Source organism: Streptomyces sp. TRM49041 (assembly GCF_008271805.1).
Lineage (GTDB): Bacteria > Actinomycetota > Actinomycetes > Streptomycetales > Streptomycetaceae > Streptomyces.
Window position 1 is genome coordinate 24,229 of the sequence record NZ_VSRY01000172.1, and the last position, 15,351, is coordinate 39,579.

12 protein-coding genes are annotated in these 15,351 nt (G+C 72.3%); 7 read left to right on the forward strand and 5 right to left on the reverse strand.

Annotation, left to right across the window (positions count from 1 at the left end):
- Window positions 1-48: 48 nt before the first annotated feature.
- Both FVS66_RS32345 and FVS66_RS32350 read right to left on the reverse strand, forming a co-directional pair.
- Window positions 49-1,746: an MFS transporter gene (locus FVS66_RS32345; protein WP_262387331.1), complete on the reverse strand. Its 1,698-nt coding sequence runs from the start codon at window positions 1,744-1,746 to the stop codon at window positions 49-51.
- Between the two features lie 77 nt (window positions 1,747-1,823).
- The gene (locus FVS66_RS32350; RefSeq protein ID WP_316248242.1) at window positions 1,824-4,022 is read right to left on the reverse strand and encodes a D-alanyl-D-alanine carboxypeptidase; all 2,199 of its coding nucleotides are present in this window, start codon (window positions 4,020-4,022) and stop codon (window positions 1,824-1,826) included.
- 418 nt (window positions 4,023-4,440) lie between these two features.
- Here FVS66_RS32350 and FVS66_RS32355 point away from each other — a divergent pair, with 418 nt between their 5' ends.
- The 3 genes from FVS66_RS32355 (at window position 4,441) to FVS66_RS32365 (ending at window position 6,722) form a co-directional block, all read left to right on the forward strand.
- Entirely contained in the window at window positions 4,441-5,175 is a 735-nt protein-coding gene (locus FVS66_RS32355; RefSeq protein ID WP_149184826.1) for a GPP34 family phosphoprotein, read from the forward strand.
- A 229-nt stretch (window positions 5,176-5,404) separates the two neighbouring features.
- Window positions 5,405-6,265 (forward strand): helix-turn-helix transcriptional regulator, encoded by an 861-nt coding sequence (locus FVS66_RS32360; protein ID WP_149184827.1) that lies wholly within the window; start codon window positions 5,405-5,407, stop codon window positions 6,263-6,265.
- Window positions 6,266-6,521: 256 nt separating this feature from the next.
- On the forward strand, window positions 6,522-6,722 hold the full coding sequence (locus FVS66_RS32365; RefSeq protein WP_149184828.1) for a DUF397 domain-containing protein: 201 nt from the start codon (window positions 6,522-6,524) through the stop codon (window positions 6,720-6,722).
- A gap of 286 nt (window positions 6,723-7,008) precedes the next feature.
- On the opposite strand, the gene FVS66_RS32370 is transcribed toward FVS66_RS32365, so the two are convergent.
- Window positions 7,009-8,130 (reverse strand): ADP-ribosylglycohydrolase family protein, encoded by a 1,122-nt coding sequence (locus FVS66_RS32370; protein WP_149184829.1) that lies wholly within the window; start codon window positions 8,128-8,130, stop codon window positions 7,009-7,011.
- A gap of 188 nt (window positions 8,131-8,318) precedes the next feature.
- Here FVS66_RS32370 and FVS66_RS32375 point away from each other — a divergent pair, with 188 nt between their 5' ends.
- Genes FVS66_RS32375 through FVS66_RS32385 form a run of 3 tightly spaced genes read left to right on the forward strand, consistent with a single transcriptional unit; the run spans window position 8,319 to window position 11,322 of the window.
- The gene (locus FVS66_RS32375) at window positions 8,319-9,398 is read left to right on the forward strand and encodes an ABC transporter substrate-binding protein (protein ID WP_149184830.1); all 1,080 of its coding nucleotides are present in this window, start codon (window positions 8,319-8,321) and stop codon (window positions 9,396-9,398) included.
- On the forward strand, window positions 9,398-10,504 hold the full coding sequence (locus FVS66_RS32380) for an iron ABC transporter permease (RefSeq protein ID WP_149184831.1): 1,107 nt from the start codon (window positions 9,398-9,400) through the stop codon (window positions 10,502-10,504). The genes FVS66_RS32375 and FVS66_RS32380 overlap by 1 nt, the downstream gene beginning before the upstream one ends.
- Window positions 10,501-11,322 carry an ABC transporter ATP-binding protein gene (locus tag FVS66_RS32385; protein ID WP_149184832.1) on the forward strand — a complete coding sequence of 274 codons (822 nt, stop codon included), beginning with the start codon at window positions 10,501-10,503 and terminating at the stop codon, window positions 11,320-11,322. The genes FVS66_RS32380 and FVS66_RS32385 overlap by 4 nt, the downstream gene beginning before the upstream one ends.
- Window positions 11,323-11,415: 93 nt before the next feature.
- On the opposite strand, the gene FVS66_RS35590 is transcribed toward FVS66_RS32385, so the two are convergent.
- A complete protein-coding gene (locus tag FVS66_RS35590; protein WP_222947005.1) occupies window positions 11,416-12,153 on the reverse strand; it encodes a hypothetical protein in 738 nt (245 codons plus the stop codon).
- 587 nt (window positions 12,154-12,740) lie between these two features.
- On the opposite strand from FVS66_RS35590, the gene FVS66_RS32395 reads away from it, so the two are divergent.
- Entirely contained in the window at window positions 12,741-13,430 is a 690-nt protein-coding gene (locus FVS66_RS32395; RefSeq protein ID WP_187645795.1) for an HAD-IA family hydrolase, read from the forward strand.
- A 32-nt stretch (window positions 13,431-13,462) separates the two neighbouring features.
- On the opposite strand, the gene FVS66_RS32400 is transcribed toward FVS66_RS32395, so the two are convergent.
- Window positions 13,463-14,914, reverse strand: coding sequence for an MFS transporter (locus tag FVS66_RS32400; protein ID WP_149184834.1), 1,452 nt, complete (start codon window positions 14,912-14,914; stop codon window positions 13,463-13,465).
- Window positions 14,915-15,351: the final 437 nt, after the last annotated feature.

Sequence of the window (15,351 nt, forward strand, 5' to 3'; positions counted from 1 at the left end):
GGTAGTAGGGGAAGGTCACGCCCCAGGGCGTAAGTGATAACGCTTCGCCTACGGGGCGCACGGTGTTCCCCGGGGGAACAGGGTGTACGGGGCCGCCAGGCGGTACACGCCTGCGGCCGGGGCGTCGAGTTCGGTCCACTCGTCGCCCTCCCCTGTCTCCTCCGACCTTCGGAGGCAGGGCTGCCCGCCGCCGGCGGTCCCGGCCGTCAGCCGCTCGCCCTTCTCGTCCACCAGGGACAGCCACGGTGAGTACGGCACCTTGATCAGTATCCGGCCCGGTTTCGCCACGCGCAGGGTCATGCCGTCCGCGCCCGCCCTGTCCACGGCGGCCGTCGGCCCCGCCAGCGAGGTCGCGTCCCGGACGGCGTACAGGCGCCAGTTGGCGTCGGACCACACCAGGTCCAGGTACGGCAGGCCCGCCTCGATGAGGGCCTTCTCCCGCTGGGCGCCCGTGTCGGGAGAGGCACCCGTCGAGAGGACGACGTAGCGGACGGCCCAGCGGTGCAGCCAGGCTCGGTAGGTGTCGGCGTTCAGGGTGTCGTCGTAGAAGAGCGGGTTGCGTTCGATGTCGGCCTGGCGGTTCCAGCCGCGCGCCAGGTTGACGTAGGGGGCCAGCGCGGAGGACTCGCGGTGGCTGCGGGCCGGCAGGACCTCCACCCGGGCCCGCTCCGCGCCCCTGCGCCGCAGTTCCTCGACCAGCGGCGCCGCCTCGTCCGTCCAGGACGCGTGCGGCGCGGTCAGCACCACGTCGTCGACGCTCTTGAAGCCGACCCACGCGTGGAACACCACCAGCGCGGCCAGCAGCCCGTACCGGACACGCCGCGCCGCGTAAGGCAGCGCCGCCAGCAGCACCACGCCTGCGAACAGCATCGGCAGCCGCGTCACGTTAGAGCCGATCTGGGAGTCGATGAGCCAGGTCAGGAGCGTGCCCACGGCGTAGAGCGCCGCCGCCGTACGGACCGTGCGCCATGCCCTCGGCACCAGCAGCAGCGTCAGCACGCCGAACACCAGCGGCAGCACCGCCGTTCCGAAGCCCATCGGCTGCGTACCCGAGAACGGGAACAGCAGCGCCGACACCGCCACCACGACCACCGGCGGCACACCCAGCGTGTACGAGGCGGCCCGCCGGCCGTTCAGAAACAGGGCCGCCGCCACGACGCCCAGGAACAGGCCCGCCACCGGGCTCGCCGCCGTCGCCACGCCGGACAGGAGCCCGGCCACCACGGCCCTCGCCCCGCGCCGCGCCCACCACCGGCGCGGCGGGCCCGGGCGCGGCCGGCAGAACACCGCCGCGACCGCGCCCAGCGCGAACATCAGGCCGAGCCCGAACGTCACCCGCCCCGACAGGGCGTTGCACAGCAGCGCGAACACCGCCGCCAGCGAGCAGGCGAGGGTGTTGCGGACCGCTCGCGTCCGCATCAGGATCAGCGCGGTGGCCGCCGCCGAGACCGTCCCGGCGACCATCATCGTCGTCCGTACGCCGAGCAGCGACATCACGTACGGCGACAGCACGCTGTACGAGACCGGGTGCATCCCGCCGTACCAGGCGAGGTTGTACGCCGAGTCCGGGTGCCGGGTCGCGAAGTCCGCCCACGCGTCCTGCGCGGCGAGGTCCCCGCCGCTGTTCGCGACGAACAGGAACCACGCCAGGTGGAGCACACCCGCCAGGGCCGTCGCCGCCACGACCGGGGTGGTGTACCAGCGCCCCGCCCGCGCGTCCGGCGGCTCCGCCTCGAAGGTGGTCACCGCGTCAAGCCCCCTCTCCGGTGCATGCGAAGGCGCCCCGGTGCTCCGGGGCGCCCTGGCCGCGTGTGCGTACTCCGTCAGCCGAGTCGGGTGAGCTTAGCGCCGAAGCCCGGCTCCTTGAGGTCCTGCTGGAGCGCCACGGGGACGCTGACCCGGCCCTCGCCGGTGCCGACCGCCAGCTCGCCGACGACTGTGCCGTCGGCCGCGGTGCGCGGCAGGCCCTTGTCGCCGTCGGTGAGCTGGAGCTCCACCTCGAGCCCGGCCCAGCCGACCGGCTTCAGGTCCTTCGTGGCGACGACCGGGGTACGGCCGCCGAGGCCGTCGTCGACGTACCCGACGATGTCGCCCTGCTTCACGACCGGCGCCGAAGTGACGCCGTCCTGCGCGGCCTTGATGAGGCCGTAGCTGTACGTGTTGATGGCCAGCGTGGCCTTGTCACTCAGCGACGCGCCGCTCTTGACGCCCATCACGATGCCGATGACGCGCCGCAGCTTGCCGTCGATCTTGGTGTACGCGGCCCACAGCAGATTGCCGCCGGCCGGGGTCGACGTACCGGTCTTGATGCCGGCGACGCCGCCCCTCAGCAGGATCGTGTTGCCGTTCTCCAGCTGGCGGCCGATCTGGGGCAGGTTGACGTTCGGCATGTTGACGATCTGGCGGAACGCGTCGAACCTCATCGCCGCCTTGGCCAGCTTCAGCTGGTCGAGAGGCGTGGAGACGGTCGTCTTCTCGAAGCCGCTGGGGTCCGTGTACGTGGTGTTCGTCATCCCGAGGTCCTTGGCGGCGTCGTTCATCTTCTTGACGAACGCCTCCTCGGAGCCGGCGTCCCAGCGGGCCAGCAGATGGGCCACGTTGTTCGCCGACGGGATCATCAGCAGCTGGAGCAGCTCACCCTGTGTGTACAGCTGCCCCTCCTTCACGGGCGCGACCGACCAGTCCGGGTTGTGGGACTGCTCCTCCGTCAACGCGTCGATCTCGATCTTCGGACCGGCGTCCTTGTCCTTGATCGGGTGGTCGCGGAGGAGGACGTACGCCGTCATCGTCTTGGCGACGCTCGCCGTCGGCGCGGGCTGCTGCGGCCCGTAGGTGCCGATCATGCCGACGCCCTCGACCTCGACCGCGCCCTGGCCCTCGGTGGGCCACGGCATCTCCAGCCGACCGCCCTCGAAGGTGTAGGTGGCGTCGGCGGAGAGGTTCAGGGTCGGGTCGGGCAGCGGCCGCAGCAGCTGCACGGTCGCAAAGATGATCACCAGGAGCAGGACCAGCGGCGTCCAGATCTTGACGCGGCGGACGAGCGTCCGTACCGGGGTCTCCGGCGGGGGCGGTGTGTTGGTCAGCTCCGCCAGCAGGTCCAGCGGCGGGAGGGGCGGCATGGGCTGCTGCTTCGTCCGCTCGGCCTCGGTGAGCGACGGCGCCGCGACGGTAGCGGTGGCGGTCGCCTCGGACTCGGCCGGGGACGCGGGCGCGGAGGCGGAGGCGGACGCGGAGGCCGGCGCCTTGGCGGAGGCGGGCGCGGAGGCGGACGCGGAGGCCGGCGCCTTGGCGGAGGCGGGCGCGGACGCCGCCGCCGACCCCGCTCCGGGCCCCTTCGTCTCGGCGGCCGTCGCGGACGCGTTGTCCGGGGCGGTCGTCGCTCGCGCGGGAGTGGCGCGGGTGCGAGCCGCGGGGCGTACGTCGTCGGAGCGCAGCGGTACGAACCTGCTCGCCCGCTCGGCGTCGGCGTCACCGTCGGCGTCGGCGTCGGCACCGGTCGCCCACTTGGGCGCGGGCCTGGTCGGCGCCGACTTGTTCACCGGCGGCTCGGAGTCGGCGTCGGGCTCGGGCTCAGCCTTGGGCTTGGGCTTGGGCTCAGCGTCGGGCTTCGACTCAGGCTTGGGCTTGGGCTCAGGCTTGGGCTTGGGCTTGGGCTTGGGCTTGGGCTTGGGCTCAGCGTCCGGCTTCGGCTCAGCCTTGGGCTTCGGCTCAGCCTTGGGCTTCGGCTCAGGCTCGGGCTCAGGCTTCGGCTCGGGCTCGGGCTCCGGCTTGAGGGTCAGCGCCGTCGTCGGCTGGTCGACCCGAGGAACCGGCTGCGGGCGCCTCTCGAAGGCGTTGAAGACCGCGGTGGGCTGATCCACGGACGCGCCGGCCTTCGGCGTGGCTGGCGCCTTCTCCGAGTCGTCGTCGGCTTCCTCGACGTCCTCGGCTTCCTCGGCCTCCTCGACGTCCTCGGTCTCCTCGGTCTCCTCGCTTTCCGGCGCGTCAGAAGCTTCGTCGACTTCAGACGGATTTTCGTCCAATTCAGGAGCCTCTTCCGATTCGCCGGAATTAGCCCTCTTGTCAGATTCTTCCGTTTCTCCCGACTCCGCAGGCTCCTCCGCCTTCGGCGCCTTGAACACGGCCGTCGGCTGGTCCACCCCAGCCGCCCCGGTCACGGTCTCCGCATCACCGAAGACGGCGAGCCGCGGATCGCGCCCGCCCGCAGCAGTCTCCCCCGGAGACTTCCGCTGCTCCGACTTGTCGGGGGACTCGCCCGCCACCGTGCCTCCTCAACCAACGCACTGTCCGAACCATGTACCAGTGTCCTGTGTGAGCACTTGGCTCCCGTGCAAGACGAGAACGACATACCTACCGGTTCCCGCACGAAGCACCCAGGCGCTCTCGACAGATGAATGTGAGAGGGGTCACCCTGTCATTCATCCACGCGGGGAGGCATGGATGGGCAAGAGCCGCAGAACACTTCCGGAGGAGCTTCTGCTGCTCGCTCTGGACCCGGCCACGGGTACCACAGCGCAGCCGCAGTCGCTCGACCTCGGCCTCGCCGGAGCTCAGCTAGTGGAGCTGGCTCTGGCAGGACGGATAGCCCCTGACGGGGATCGTATCGCCGTGGTGATGCCACGGCCGACAGGAGATCCGACGCTGGACTCCGCACTGGAACTGCTGCGCAGGCGCGGCAGTCCGGTCCGGGCCGTCCACTGGATAGGCGGGCCCCGGCTGGGGCTGCGTCAGACGTATCTCTCGCATCTGGAGCGGTGCGGCATGGTCCATGCCGTCGAGAGCCAGATGTGCGGGGTACTGCCGACGACGCGCTATCAGGCGACGGAGACGGCCATCAGCCGGGAGATCAGGTCCCGGCTGGACAACGCGATCCGCACCGGCGTGCCGCCGGACCCGCGGACCGCCGCGCTGGCCGCGCTCGCGCACGCCGTCGGTCTCGGCAAACACCTGTACCCCGGGAACGAGGGGCGCTCGTCGCGCTCCCGGCTCCGGGATCTGATCAGGCACGACCCGATGGGCGGCCTCGTGGCGCACGCCGTGATGGACGTCCAGAACGGTGCGGCCGCGCAGCCGCGCCGTGCCGCCGCAACGGGAGGCGTCGGCCGCCAGGCCGCCGCGGTCCCGATGCGGGCGCCGTCGCGCCCCGGGTCCATGGCCCGCGTCGCCGCGCGCTGAACCTCCGCACGACCCCGTACGTCCCGCACCGCACCGGCGTCCCCACACGACGCGGTCCGGAAAGCCGCACGGGCGCGCGGGACGGCCTTCCGGCCGTCCCGCGCGTTCGCCGTTTGCTCACCCGTGTGGCAATTCTCCAGCGCGGCACGCCCTTTGGTGGCAGTCTGCTGAGCGGTAGATACGCAGAGCAACGCCAGCGACAGCAAGGCAGCCGGAGGTGCAAGTTCCCGTGGCGTCCAATGTCAATCCCACCGTCAGGCGACGCAGACTGGGCATGGAGCTCCGCCGACTGCGCGAGGCCAAAGGCATGACGGCGGAGGAGGTGGCCGAGCGGCTGCTGGTCTCGCAGTCGAAGATCAGCCGCCTCGAGAACGGCCGCCGGTCCATCAGCCAGCGCGACGTCCGTGACCTGTGCGGGGTGTACGAGGTCGAGGACCGGCGCATCGTCGACTCGCTCATGCAGATGGCCAAGGATTCGCGGCAGCAAGGGTGGTGGCACGCGTTCGGCGACATTCCGTACAGCGTCTACATCGGCCTGGAGACCGACGCCGCGTCGCTGCGTGTGTACGAGCCGCAGATCGTGCCCGGACTGCTCCAGACCAGGTCGTACGCGGAGGCGGTGATCACCGGGGCGCTGCCCGAGGCGCCGGCGTCGGACATCGAGAAACGCGTCAACGTCCGCACGCGCCGCCAGGACCGGATCAAGGACGCGGACCCGCCGCTGCGGCTCTGGGCCGTGATCGACGAGTCGGCGCTGCGCCGGGTCGTCGGCACCCGGCAGCTCATGGTCGAGCAGCTGGAGTCGCTGATCGAGCAGTCGCACCTGCCCCATGTGACCGTGCAGGTCCTGCCGTTCGACATGGGCGCCCACCCGGGCATCAGCGGTCACTACGCGATCCTGGAGTTCCCCGACGCCACCGACTCGTCCGTCGTCTACATCGAGGGCGTCACCAGTGACCTGTACCTGGAGAAGCCGAACGACGTGCAGCGGTACAGCGTGATGTACGAGCATCTGCGCGCCCAGGCGCTCGGCGTGGAGCAGACCCGGCAGTTCATCGCCCAGGTCGCCAAGGACCACGCCGAGAGTTGAATCCGCCCTGATGTCGGAGTCACGCGAGTCACGCGAGTCACCCGGGTATTTCCGGAATCGACCGATCCGTCGTTGAGGAAGCCGGCACGGTACACCCCGACCGGCTCCCAGCGGAAGACCGAGCCTGAATATGCCATCCGGTCGAGTGAATGACTGTCCCGCGCACGGAGGTTGGGCGAGTAGCGTCGATCACGCCAGCCTGAAGGGTTGGCGCGACTGCTACCACCCAGAACCAGCCAGAACCGGAGCGAAGAACATGGCCATTATTCAGGGCGCCACGGACACCTGGACGAAGTCCTCGTACTCCGGCGGAAACGGCGCGTGTGTCGAGGTCAAGTCCCCCGTCGTCGCGTCGATCGCGGTCCGGGACTCCAAAGCTCCCACGGGCCCGTCCCTCACGTTCGTGCCGGGCGCGTGGAACGCGTTCGTCCGCGAGGTGAGCACCGGCTCTTTCTGAGCCTCCGCCCTCCCCCTCCCCGCACCACGAATGAGCCCTCTCGACTGGTCCGCCGTCCCGGCCGAGGGGGCTCGGCCTTACCCCGCGAAGCCCCCTTGCCCGTTCCTTTTCCGGCCCTTTCTGTGAAGTTGGTCGACATACCGGTGGGTACCCGGCAGTGTGACCCCTGAACGGCGCCGCAGGTCCAGCCTCCCCGCTCCGGACCTCGGCGGCTCACCCGCTCCGCCCTGCCCGCCCCGCAGTCCTCCTCCAGTTCCGCCCCGGAGGCACCCGAGGCGGCCGCTCCTCAGACGCGCGGATAGCGGGCGAGCCAGCCCGGCGAGGCCGCCGACGGGCCGTGCAGCGCCGGGCCCTGGGTCATCTCCATGGCGAAGTCGTCGGCCAGCTCCAGCAGCGTGGGCCGCCCCTCCAGCTCGGCCAGCCAGGCCGGCGGCAGGGCGGTCTCGCCGTGCAGCGCCCCCAGCAGGGCACCCGTCAGCGCGCCCGTCACCTCCGACGGGCCGTCGTGGTTCACCGACAGCCGCAGCCCGTGCCGTACGTCCTCGCCGACCAGCGCGCAGTAGACGGCGATCGCCAGGGCGTCCTCCGCGGCCTCCCCGTCCGTGTCGCCCAGTGACGCGATCCGGTCCGGCGTCGGCGCCCCCTGCCGTACGGCGCCGAGGGCCCGGTTCAGGACCTCCGCGACCGGCTCGTACCCGGGCCGCGGCGCCAGCTGGGCGAGCGCGCCACGCACCGCCGACTCGATGTCCTGGCCCCGCGCCACGCCGTGCACCACGACCGCGTACGCACCGGCCGCCAGATACGCGCCGGGGTGCCCGTGCGTCTGCGTCGCGCACTCCACCGCCAGCTGGCACACGAGATGCGGCTCCCACCCGACGAGCAGCCCGAACGGGGCGGACCGGACGAGCGCGCCCGCGTCCCGGGCCGCCGGGTTCTTCGGCGCGTCGAGGGTGCCGAGTACGTCGTCGCCGAGACCGGTCAGGCAGGCGCGGGCCGGGTCGCGGCGGGCGTACAGCCACTCCTGCCGGGCGAGCCAGCCGTCGCCCTCGCGCCGCTCGTCGGGCCCCCAGTCCCGCTGGGTCGCGGCCCAGCGCAGATAGGCGCGGTGCAGATCGCTGGGCGGATGCCAGGCCCCGGTGTCCCGGCGAACCTGCGCGCGTATCAGTCCGTCGACGGTGAACAGGCTGAGCTGGGTGGCGTAGGTGACGGCGCCCCGCCGCCCGTACGCGGGGGCGAGGTCGGTGAGCCCGTCGGCGCCGTGGACCTTCCGGATGGCCTCCACGGGCAGGCCGGAGACGGCCGCGCCGAGGGCGTCGCCGATGGCCCCGCCGAGCAGGCAGCCCCGTACCCGGGCGCGGTAGTCCTGCTGTTCCGCCCGGCCCCAGACGGCTGCCGCTGTGGTACTCACCGAGAGGCCCCTCCCCACGACGTCTCCGGCGAGCACTGTAATCGAACGGGTGCCGGTCACACGGGCGCCCCGCGGTGTGCCGCGCGACGCCGGAACGGACCCGCCGGGAACTCGAAGGGAGACCGCTCCGACTACCTGTCCGGGGCCGTTCACGATCCCCGAATCGCAAGACGGAGTCAGGAGTGTTGATGCAACCTCGCGTGTGGTGCGGAACCGCCGCCGTCCTGGCGCTCGTCGCCGTCGGCTGCGGGGCAGGCGGCGAGAGCTCCGGGTCGCCGGCCGGCGCCGCGAAGGGGGCGGGGGGCGAAGCCGGGTTCCCCGTGGAGATGACGGACTGCGAGGGCGCCCCTACGACGTTCACGTCGGCCCCCCGGCGGATCGTCACCAGCAACGCCGCCGGTCTGGAACTGCTTCTGCGGCTCGGCGCCGGCGACAAGGTCATCGGCACCGGCTTCCCGCCCGGCGCGGGCGCCCTCCCCGACGGTCTCGACGCGCGGGCGCGGGAGGTGCCGGTGCTCAGCCGGACGGTCATCCCCAAGGAGAAGCTGCTCGGGTCCGGCGCCGACCTGTACGTCGACACGTTCGCGACGGTGAACCGCGGCGGCCACGGCATGGGCGACAAACCCACCGACAAGGAGTTCGAGGCGGCCGGCATCAAGCACGTCCACCTCAAGTCCACGGCCTGCGCCGGCAACGCGAAGGGCCCCGTGACCGACCTCGCCGCGGTCGTCGACGACATCAAGGCGCTGGGCGCCGTCACCGGCACGAGCGAGAAGGCCACCGAACTCGCCGACGCGATGAGCCGGAAGGTCTCCGCCGTCCAGAAGGCCGTCGGCGGCACTCCCGAGAAGGACCGGCCCACCTACTTCCTCTTCGACTACGACGCCGGCACCAAGCAGCCCGTCGCCGTCTGCAACCGGCAGATCGGCCACGCGGTGATCACCCTCGCGGGCGCCCGCAACGTCTTCGCCGGCTGCGACGACACGTTCAAACAGGTCGGCTGGGAGGACGTCGTCGCCGCGGACCCGGACTGGATCCAGCTGTCCGTACGGAACCGGGGCAGCGCCGCCGAGACCGAGAGGGCCTTCGACGAGGCCCGGAAGTGGCTGGAGAACAACGCCGCGACGAGCGGCCTGAAGGCCGTCAAGGACGGCAGGTTCCTGCGGATCGGCGCCGAGGTGACCACCATCGCGGGCGTAAGGAACGCCGACACCGTGCAGCGGATCGCCGCCACGCTGTACCCCGGCAAGGTGAAGGCCGACCGGTAATGCCGACAGCTCAGGCCGAGGCGGAGGCGACCGCCCCCGCCCACGGGAAACCGACGGCGCCCCGGACGACGACCGGCGTACGCCAGGTGCGGGCCGGGGTCCTCGCCGCCGTGCTGGGCGTGGCGCTGCTCGCCGCGCTGACGTTCGCCGTGTCATGGGGGTCGACGGACATCCCGCCCCGCGAGGTGTGGTCGGTGGTGCTGCGGCGGCTGTCCGGCGAGGCGCCCCGGCCCGGCACCTCCGACCTGATCGTCTGGCAGCTGCGGCTGCCGCGCGCCCTGCTGGCCGCCGTCGTCGGCGCGGGCCTGGGCGTGATCGGTACGGCCGTGCAGGCCCTCGTACGCAACCCGCTCGCCGACCCGTATCTGCTGGGCATCTCCAGCGGCGCCTCGCTCGGCGCGGTCTCCGCGCTCGTCCTGGGGCTGGGCGCGGGCGGTGCGCTGGGGCTCGGCACGTCCGGCGCGGCGTTCGCGGGGGCGCTGGCCACCTTCGCGCTGGTGTGGCTGATCGCCCGGCGCGGGGGCGGGTTCTCGCCGCTGCGGCTGGTGCTGGCCGGGGTCGGCATCGGGCAGTTCCTGACCGGGTTCACCAGCTACCTCGTCCTCCAGGCGGGGGACGAGCAGCAGACGCAGGGCGTGCTGTTCTGGCTCATGGGCAGCCTCGGCGGCGCGAGCTGGGACACGCTCGCCGTCCCCGCGCTGGCCGTGCCGTCGGCGCTGCTGCTGCTCCAGGCGCGGGCCCGGCCGCTGAACACCATGATGATGGGCGACGAGACGGCCGCGGGCCTCGGTGTGAGCCCTGCCCGGCTGCGCCGCGAACTGTTCGTCGTCACCAGCGTCCTGACCGGCATCCTCGTCGCCGTGTCCGGCGCCATCGCCTTCGTCGGGCTGATGGTCCCGCATGCCTGCCGTCTCCTCGTCGGCGCCGACCACCGCAGGCTGCTGCCGGTGACGGCGCTGTTCGGGGCGGTACTGCTGGTCGTCGTCGACATCGTGTGCCGTACGGCGCTCGACACCCAGGAGTTGCCGGTCGGCGTCGTCACCTCGCTGATCGGCGCGCCCGCGCTGCTGTATCTGCTCGACCGGCGGCTCGGGAGGAACGCGTGAACATCACCATCGAGGAGCTGAGCGTCGCCTACGCCGGGCGGGCCGTCGTCTCCGGGGTCCACCTCATCGCCGCGCACGGTGAGATCGCCGGACTCGTCGGCCCCAACGGCAGCGGCAAGTCGAGTGTGCTGCGCACCGTGTACCGGCATCTGCGGCCGGCCGCCGGGCGGGTCCTGGTGGACGGCCGCGACGTGTGGGACCTGGCGCCGGTGCGGGCCGCGCGGAGCGTGGCGGCGCTGCCGCAGGAGCGTGGCAGCGACTTCGAGCTGACGGTCGGCGAGATCGTCATGATGGGCCGCACCCCGTACAAGGGGCCCTTCTCCGGCGAGGACGACACCGACCGGGCCGTCGTGGCGGCGGCCCTGGAGCAGGTCGGCATGGCCGAGGCCCGGGGGCGGGCGTTCTCGGCGCTGTCCGGCGGCGAGCGACAGCGGGTCCTGCTGGCCCGGGCCCTGGCCCAGGACCCCGACGTGCTCGTCCTGGACGAGCCGACCAACCATCTGGACGTACTGCACCAGGTGGAGTTGCTCGCCCTGCTGCGGGACCAGCGGCGTACGACCCTGGTGTCGCTGCACGACCTGAACGCGGCGGCTTCGGTGTGCGACCGGCTCCATGTGCTGCACCAGGGGCGGGTGGTGGCGTCCGGGACCCCGCACGAGGTGCTGACGCCGGAGCTGCTCGCCGAGGTGTTCGGCGTGCGGGCCGCGGTGGTCGAACACCCCCTGACGGGCGATCCGTTGATCGCCTTCGACCACCGTTCCCCGGCCGGGGCAGCGGCCGGGACCGTGCCCGGAGCGGTACCCGTGAGGGTGCCCTAGCGGGCGAGCGGAGGGGGCCGCCCTTGGCAGAGGGCGGCCCCTGTGACCAGTGGAGAGGAGGAGGACGACGTGAACGGCAACGGTGACGTGGGCCTATGCGGAGCGGCCGGGTGCCTCGTCGGCCGCGCCCCGCACCGCCTCGCTCCGCGCACGCATCGTGGCCAGCACGTCGTCCCGGTCGTAGAAGACCCTGCGGCCGTTCTTCCGCCGCCTCCACCGATGGGTGTTGGCCAGCCAGTACACCGTCCCGGAGGCGATACGCCACCCGGTGGAGATGTCCTCGGCGGTGAGCCCGGCATCGCCCCGGCCTGCGCGCGGGGGCGACGGCGTCTCGTGCAGGGTGTGCCACAAGTCCGGCGACCAGGTGTGCCCGCGCTCGGCGGAGCACGTGATGGCGGCCCGGCCGGACGGCGTGCCGGAGCCGAGGTGCGCGACCAGCGTCCCGGGGCAGCCGGGCCGTACGCACGGACCGATCACCATGTGCCGGTCCGTACGCCCGGACAGCACCGACCAGGCCGCCTTCACCAGTTCGTCGGTCTCGGTCACGAGGTCCTCCGCCGCCTCGTGACCGGCGAGCCAGCCGGCGTGGTGGCCGAGGAAGGCCAGCAGCGCGACGGTGTTCCGGGTCGGCGCCTGCACCCGCCGCCCCTCGCGGACCACCGCGGCCCAGCTCGCCAGCACCCCCCGTATCTCGTCCCGGACCTCCACGGCACGGGTGTTGAGGGGGATACCGGGAGCACCGCGCTCCCGGACCCGCTCGACCACCGCGCGCGAGGGCCGGGACGAGGTGAGGGAGTGGGTCAGTTCGCTGTACAGCTCTCCAAGGGCCACCAGATTCTTGGTGATCCGCCGACGGGTCACCTGAGTGCTCGGACTATAGGCAGGAATTGAGGCACATGACATAGGACATCCTCTGCAAGCGGATGACGACAGCACCAATAAGCCTGCGGGTTCCGGCTACCAGGTCGATACCATTCTGTTCCCGCTCACCGGCACCCCGGCCAACCCTTGACAAAAGGCCACAGGCGCCAAGAGGATGGACTGCAGGTTGGTGTTTCGTGCCATTTTTCGGACAGCGCTCACGGGGGCTCACGCGTTCCTCCCGTAAATATCGCGTCAACACCGCCTGAGGCGTTGACGAATTGCGCTCGACGCATATCAACTCGCCCATCAGCCCAGGTCAGTGGCGCTGTTCAGCATGTGCGACACCGGGCGCTGAAGCCCGCCTCGAAGTCCTTTCGGCTCCCATGGGCATGATGCCCGCGTCGATTCCGGAGCCACTTCGACGCGCCCCCGTGACACCGCCCGATCTCCATGGCCGGAAACCACCTCCAGCGGCATGACATTTTCCGCCACACCCATGAATTGAGGCTGACATCATCACGCGCACGGAAACCACGGAAACCGGCCTCCGGACCGTGGACACAGTCCTTTTCGATCTCGATGGAACACTCGTCGACACGCTCGACGACATCGTCCGCTCGGTGAACACGGCACTGCGCGACCACGGCCTTCCCGCCCTTTCCCGCACGGAGGTCAGGGACCGGGTCGGCGAGGGCGGTACGGCGCTGATCGAGGCGTCGGTGCGCAAGTCGGGGCGCGCCGTCGGCCCCGCACTCGTGGCCCGCGCCCAGGAGTCCTACCTGACCGGCTACGCCGCGGCCCCGGCCGAGGAGTCCCGGCCGTACCCGGGCGCGGAGGTCCTGCTGTCCCGGCTCCGCGCGGCAGGCATCCGCACCGCGCTGTGCACCAACAAAGCGGGCGGCGTCACGGCCGAGCTGCTCAGGGCGCTGGGCCTCGACGGCTGGTTCGACGCCGTCGTGACCGGTGACGGGCCCGCCGGCCGCAAGCCCTCGCCCGAACCCCTGCGCCACGCCCTGAAGCTGGCCGGCGGCTCCGCCGGCCTCATGGTCGGCGACAGCAGACACGACCTCGCCGCCGCCCACGCGGCCGCAATGCCCGCCGCCTGGGTCGGCTTCGGTTACGGCCGGCCCGACGCCGACCGTGCCCCGGACCTGGAGCTGCCCCGCCTCGACGCGCTGGAGTCCGCGGCGCGCGCCGCCCACATCCGCCTCCACGGCACTACCGCGTCGGCATCGGCACCATGAATGCTTGACCCGACGGGACACCGCCCCCGGTGTCAGCGGGACGGTGTCGGCGCCGGGGCGGCGGGCGCCTCGGCGGGCGTGCGGGCGGCGGTGCGCCGCGTGGCCAGGAGCAGTACGCAGAGCCAGGCCGCCCCGGCGGAGATCATCAGCGCGTACCGGGGGCCCTGCGCGGAGCCCGCGAGCCCCCACGCGGCACCGGCGAGCGCGGGCCCCATGGCGAAGCCGAGGCTGCGGGAGAGCTGGACGAGGGAGCCGGCGATGCCCACGGCACGGGGCGGCGCGGCGGTCATCACGAGGGTCTGCGTCGGCCCGCCGTACAGGCCCATGCCGGCGCCCGCGAGGGCGAGCCGCCAGGCGACGTCGCCCTGTGTCCAGCCGTCGCCGCCGATCAGGGCGAGCAGGGTGAGGCCGAGCGCGGTGACGGTCGCGCCGACGACCGCGGTGGGCCGGGCCCCGTACCGGTCGGCGAGGCGCCCGCCCAGCGGGCCCATGAGGCCCATGGCGAGCGGGAAGGCGAGGACGGTCAGACCGGTCGCGGTCGCGGAGAGGCCGCTGTCGCTCTGGAGCCGCAGGGCGACCACGTAGTGCATGGCCGCGAAGCCCGCGGCCAGCGAGCACACGGCGCCGTACACCCCGAACACGCCCGAGGCGCGCACCACGTCGACGACGGGCCGGGCCGCGGGGCGGCGCGTCCACCACAGCACCGGGGGCAGCGCGGCGAGGCCGAGCAGCAGCCAGGCGGGGACCGTGGGGGCGAGGGTGAGGGCGAGGAGGAGCGCGGCGACGGCGCTGCCGACGAGCGCGGCGTCGGTGAGGGGCTGCCGGCCGGGGGCGGTGAGCCCGCCCTTCTTCGGCAGGACACGCAGCACGACGAAGAGCGCGGCCAGACAGACGGGAAGCTTCACGAGGAGGACCGCCCGCCATCCGAACGCGTCCAGCAGCAGACCGCCGACGGCCGGGCCGGTGACCGCGCCCAGCGGGCCGAGCGTGGCGGGGACGCTCATCGCGCGGCCGCGCAGCGACGGCGGCACCGCGCGCATCACCAGGACGGGCATGAGGACGAACAGGAGGGCGCCGAACGTGCCCTGGGCGATCCGGGCGACGGCCAGCCAGGCCATCCACGGAGCGAGCGCGGCGAGCAGCCCGCACGCCGCGAACCCGGATATCGCGAGCAGCAGCGCGGACCGCAGCCCCACCCCGCCCTTGCCGCCGCCGTCCAGCCAGCGGCCCGCCGGCAGCAGCAGCGACACGACGGCCAGCTGGTAGCCGAGGACCGCCCACTGCGCCATCGAAGCGGAGACGTCGAGATCGGTGGATATCGTCGCCAGGGCGATATTGACGACGTTCATATCGAGCATTGCCGTGAACGACAGCGCGCCCGCGATGGCGACCAGGATCCATGGGCTCCGGTCGCCCGTTAACGGGTTCTGGGGCTTCTCCGGCTTCTCCGTGCCCGGTACGCCATCCTGTTCGCGGTGCGGCATTGCTCGGTCCTTTCACGCCCGACGTGCGGCGGGCTACACCCCAATAGTCGCGGGCAGTCGGGGCGAGGTTCCCAGGCCCCGGAGGCGAACGGCCGGAATCGGACGGACGTCGCCGGTGGGCCTTCGGTGGTCTTCAGGTGTCCTCGGGTGTCTTCGACGGTCGTCGGTGTTCTTCGGGCCTCTTCAGGGGTCTTGCGGAAAAACGGCGGAGGCTTTCTCCAGGTAGTCGGCCCGCGGCCCGGGCGGGTTCCCGGACGGGAACGGGAGAATGCTCACGTACGGGATTCCCGCCGAGCCGGGGCGAATCGCCGGTTCTCCGTGCCAGCATGAGTGCCCGGGCCGCGGGAAATCACCACTCGCCCAGGCACGGCCCGTCCCTTGTCGGCCCGTCAGCCGCGTGTCCGGGCCATCCCCCGTACCGGGAGTCGTGGCTGGCG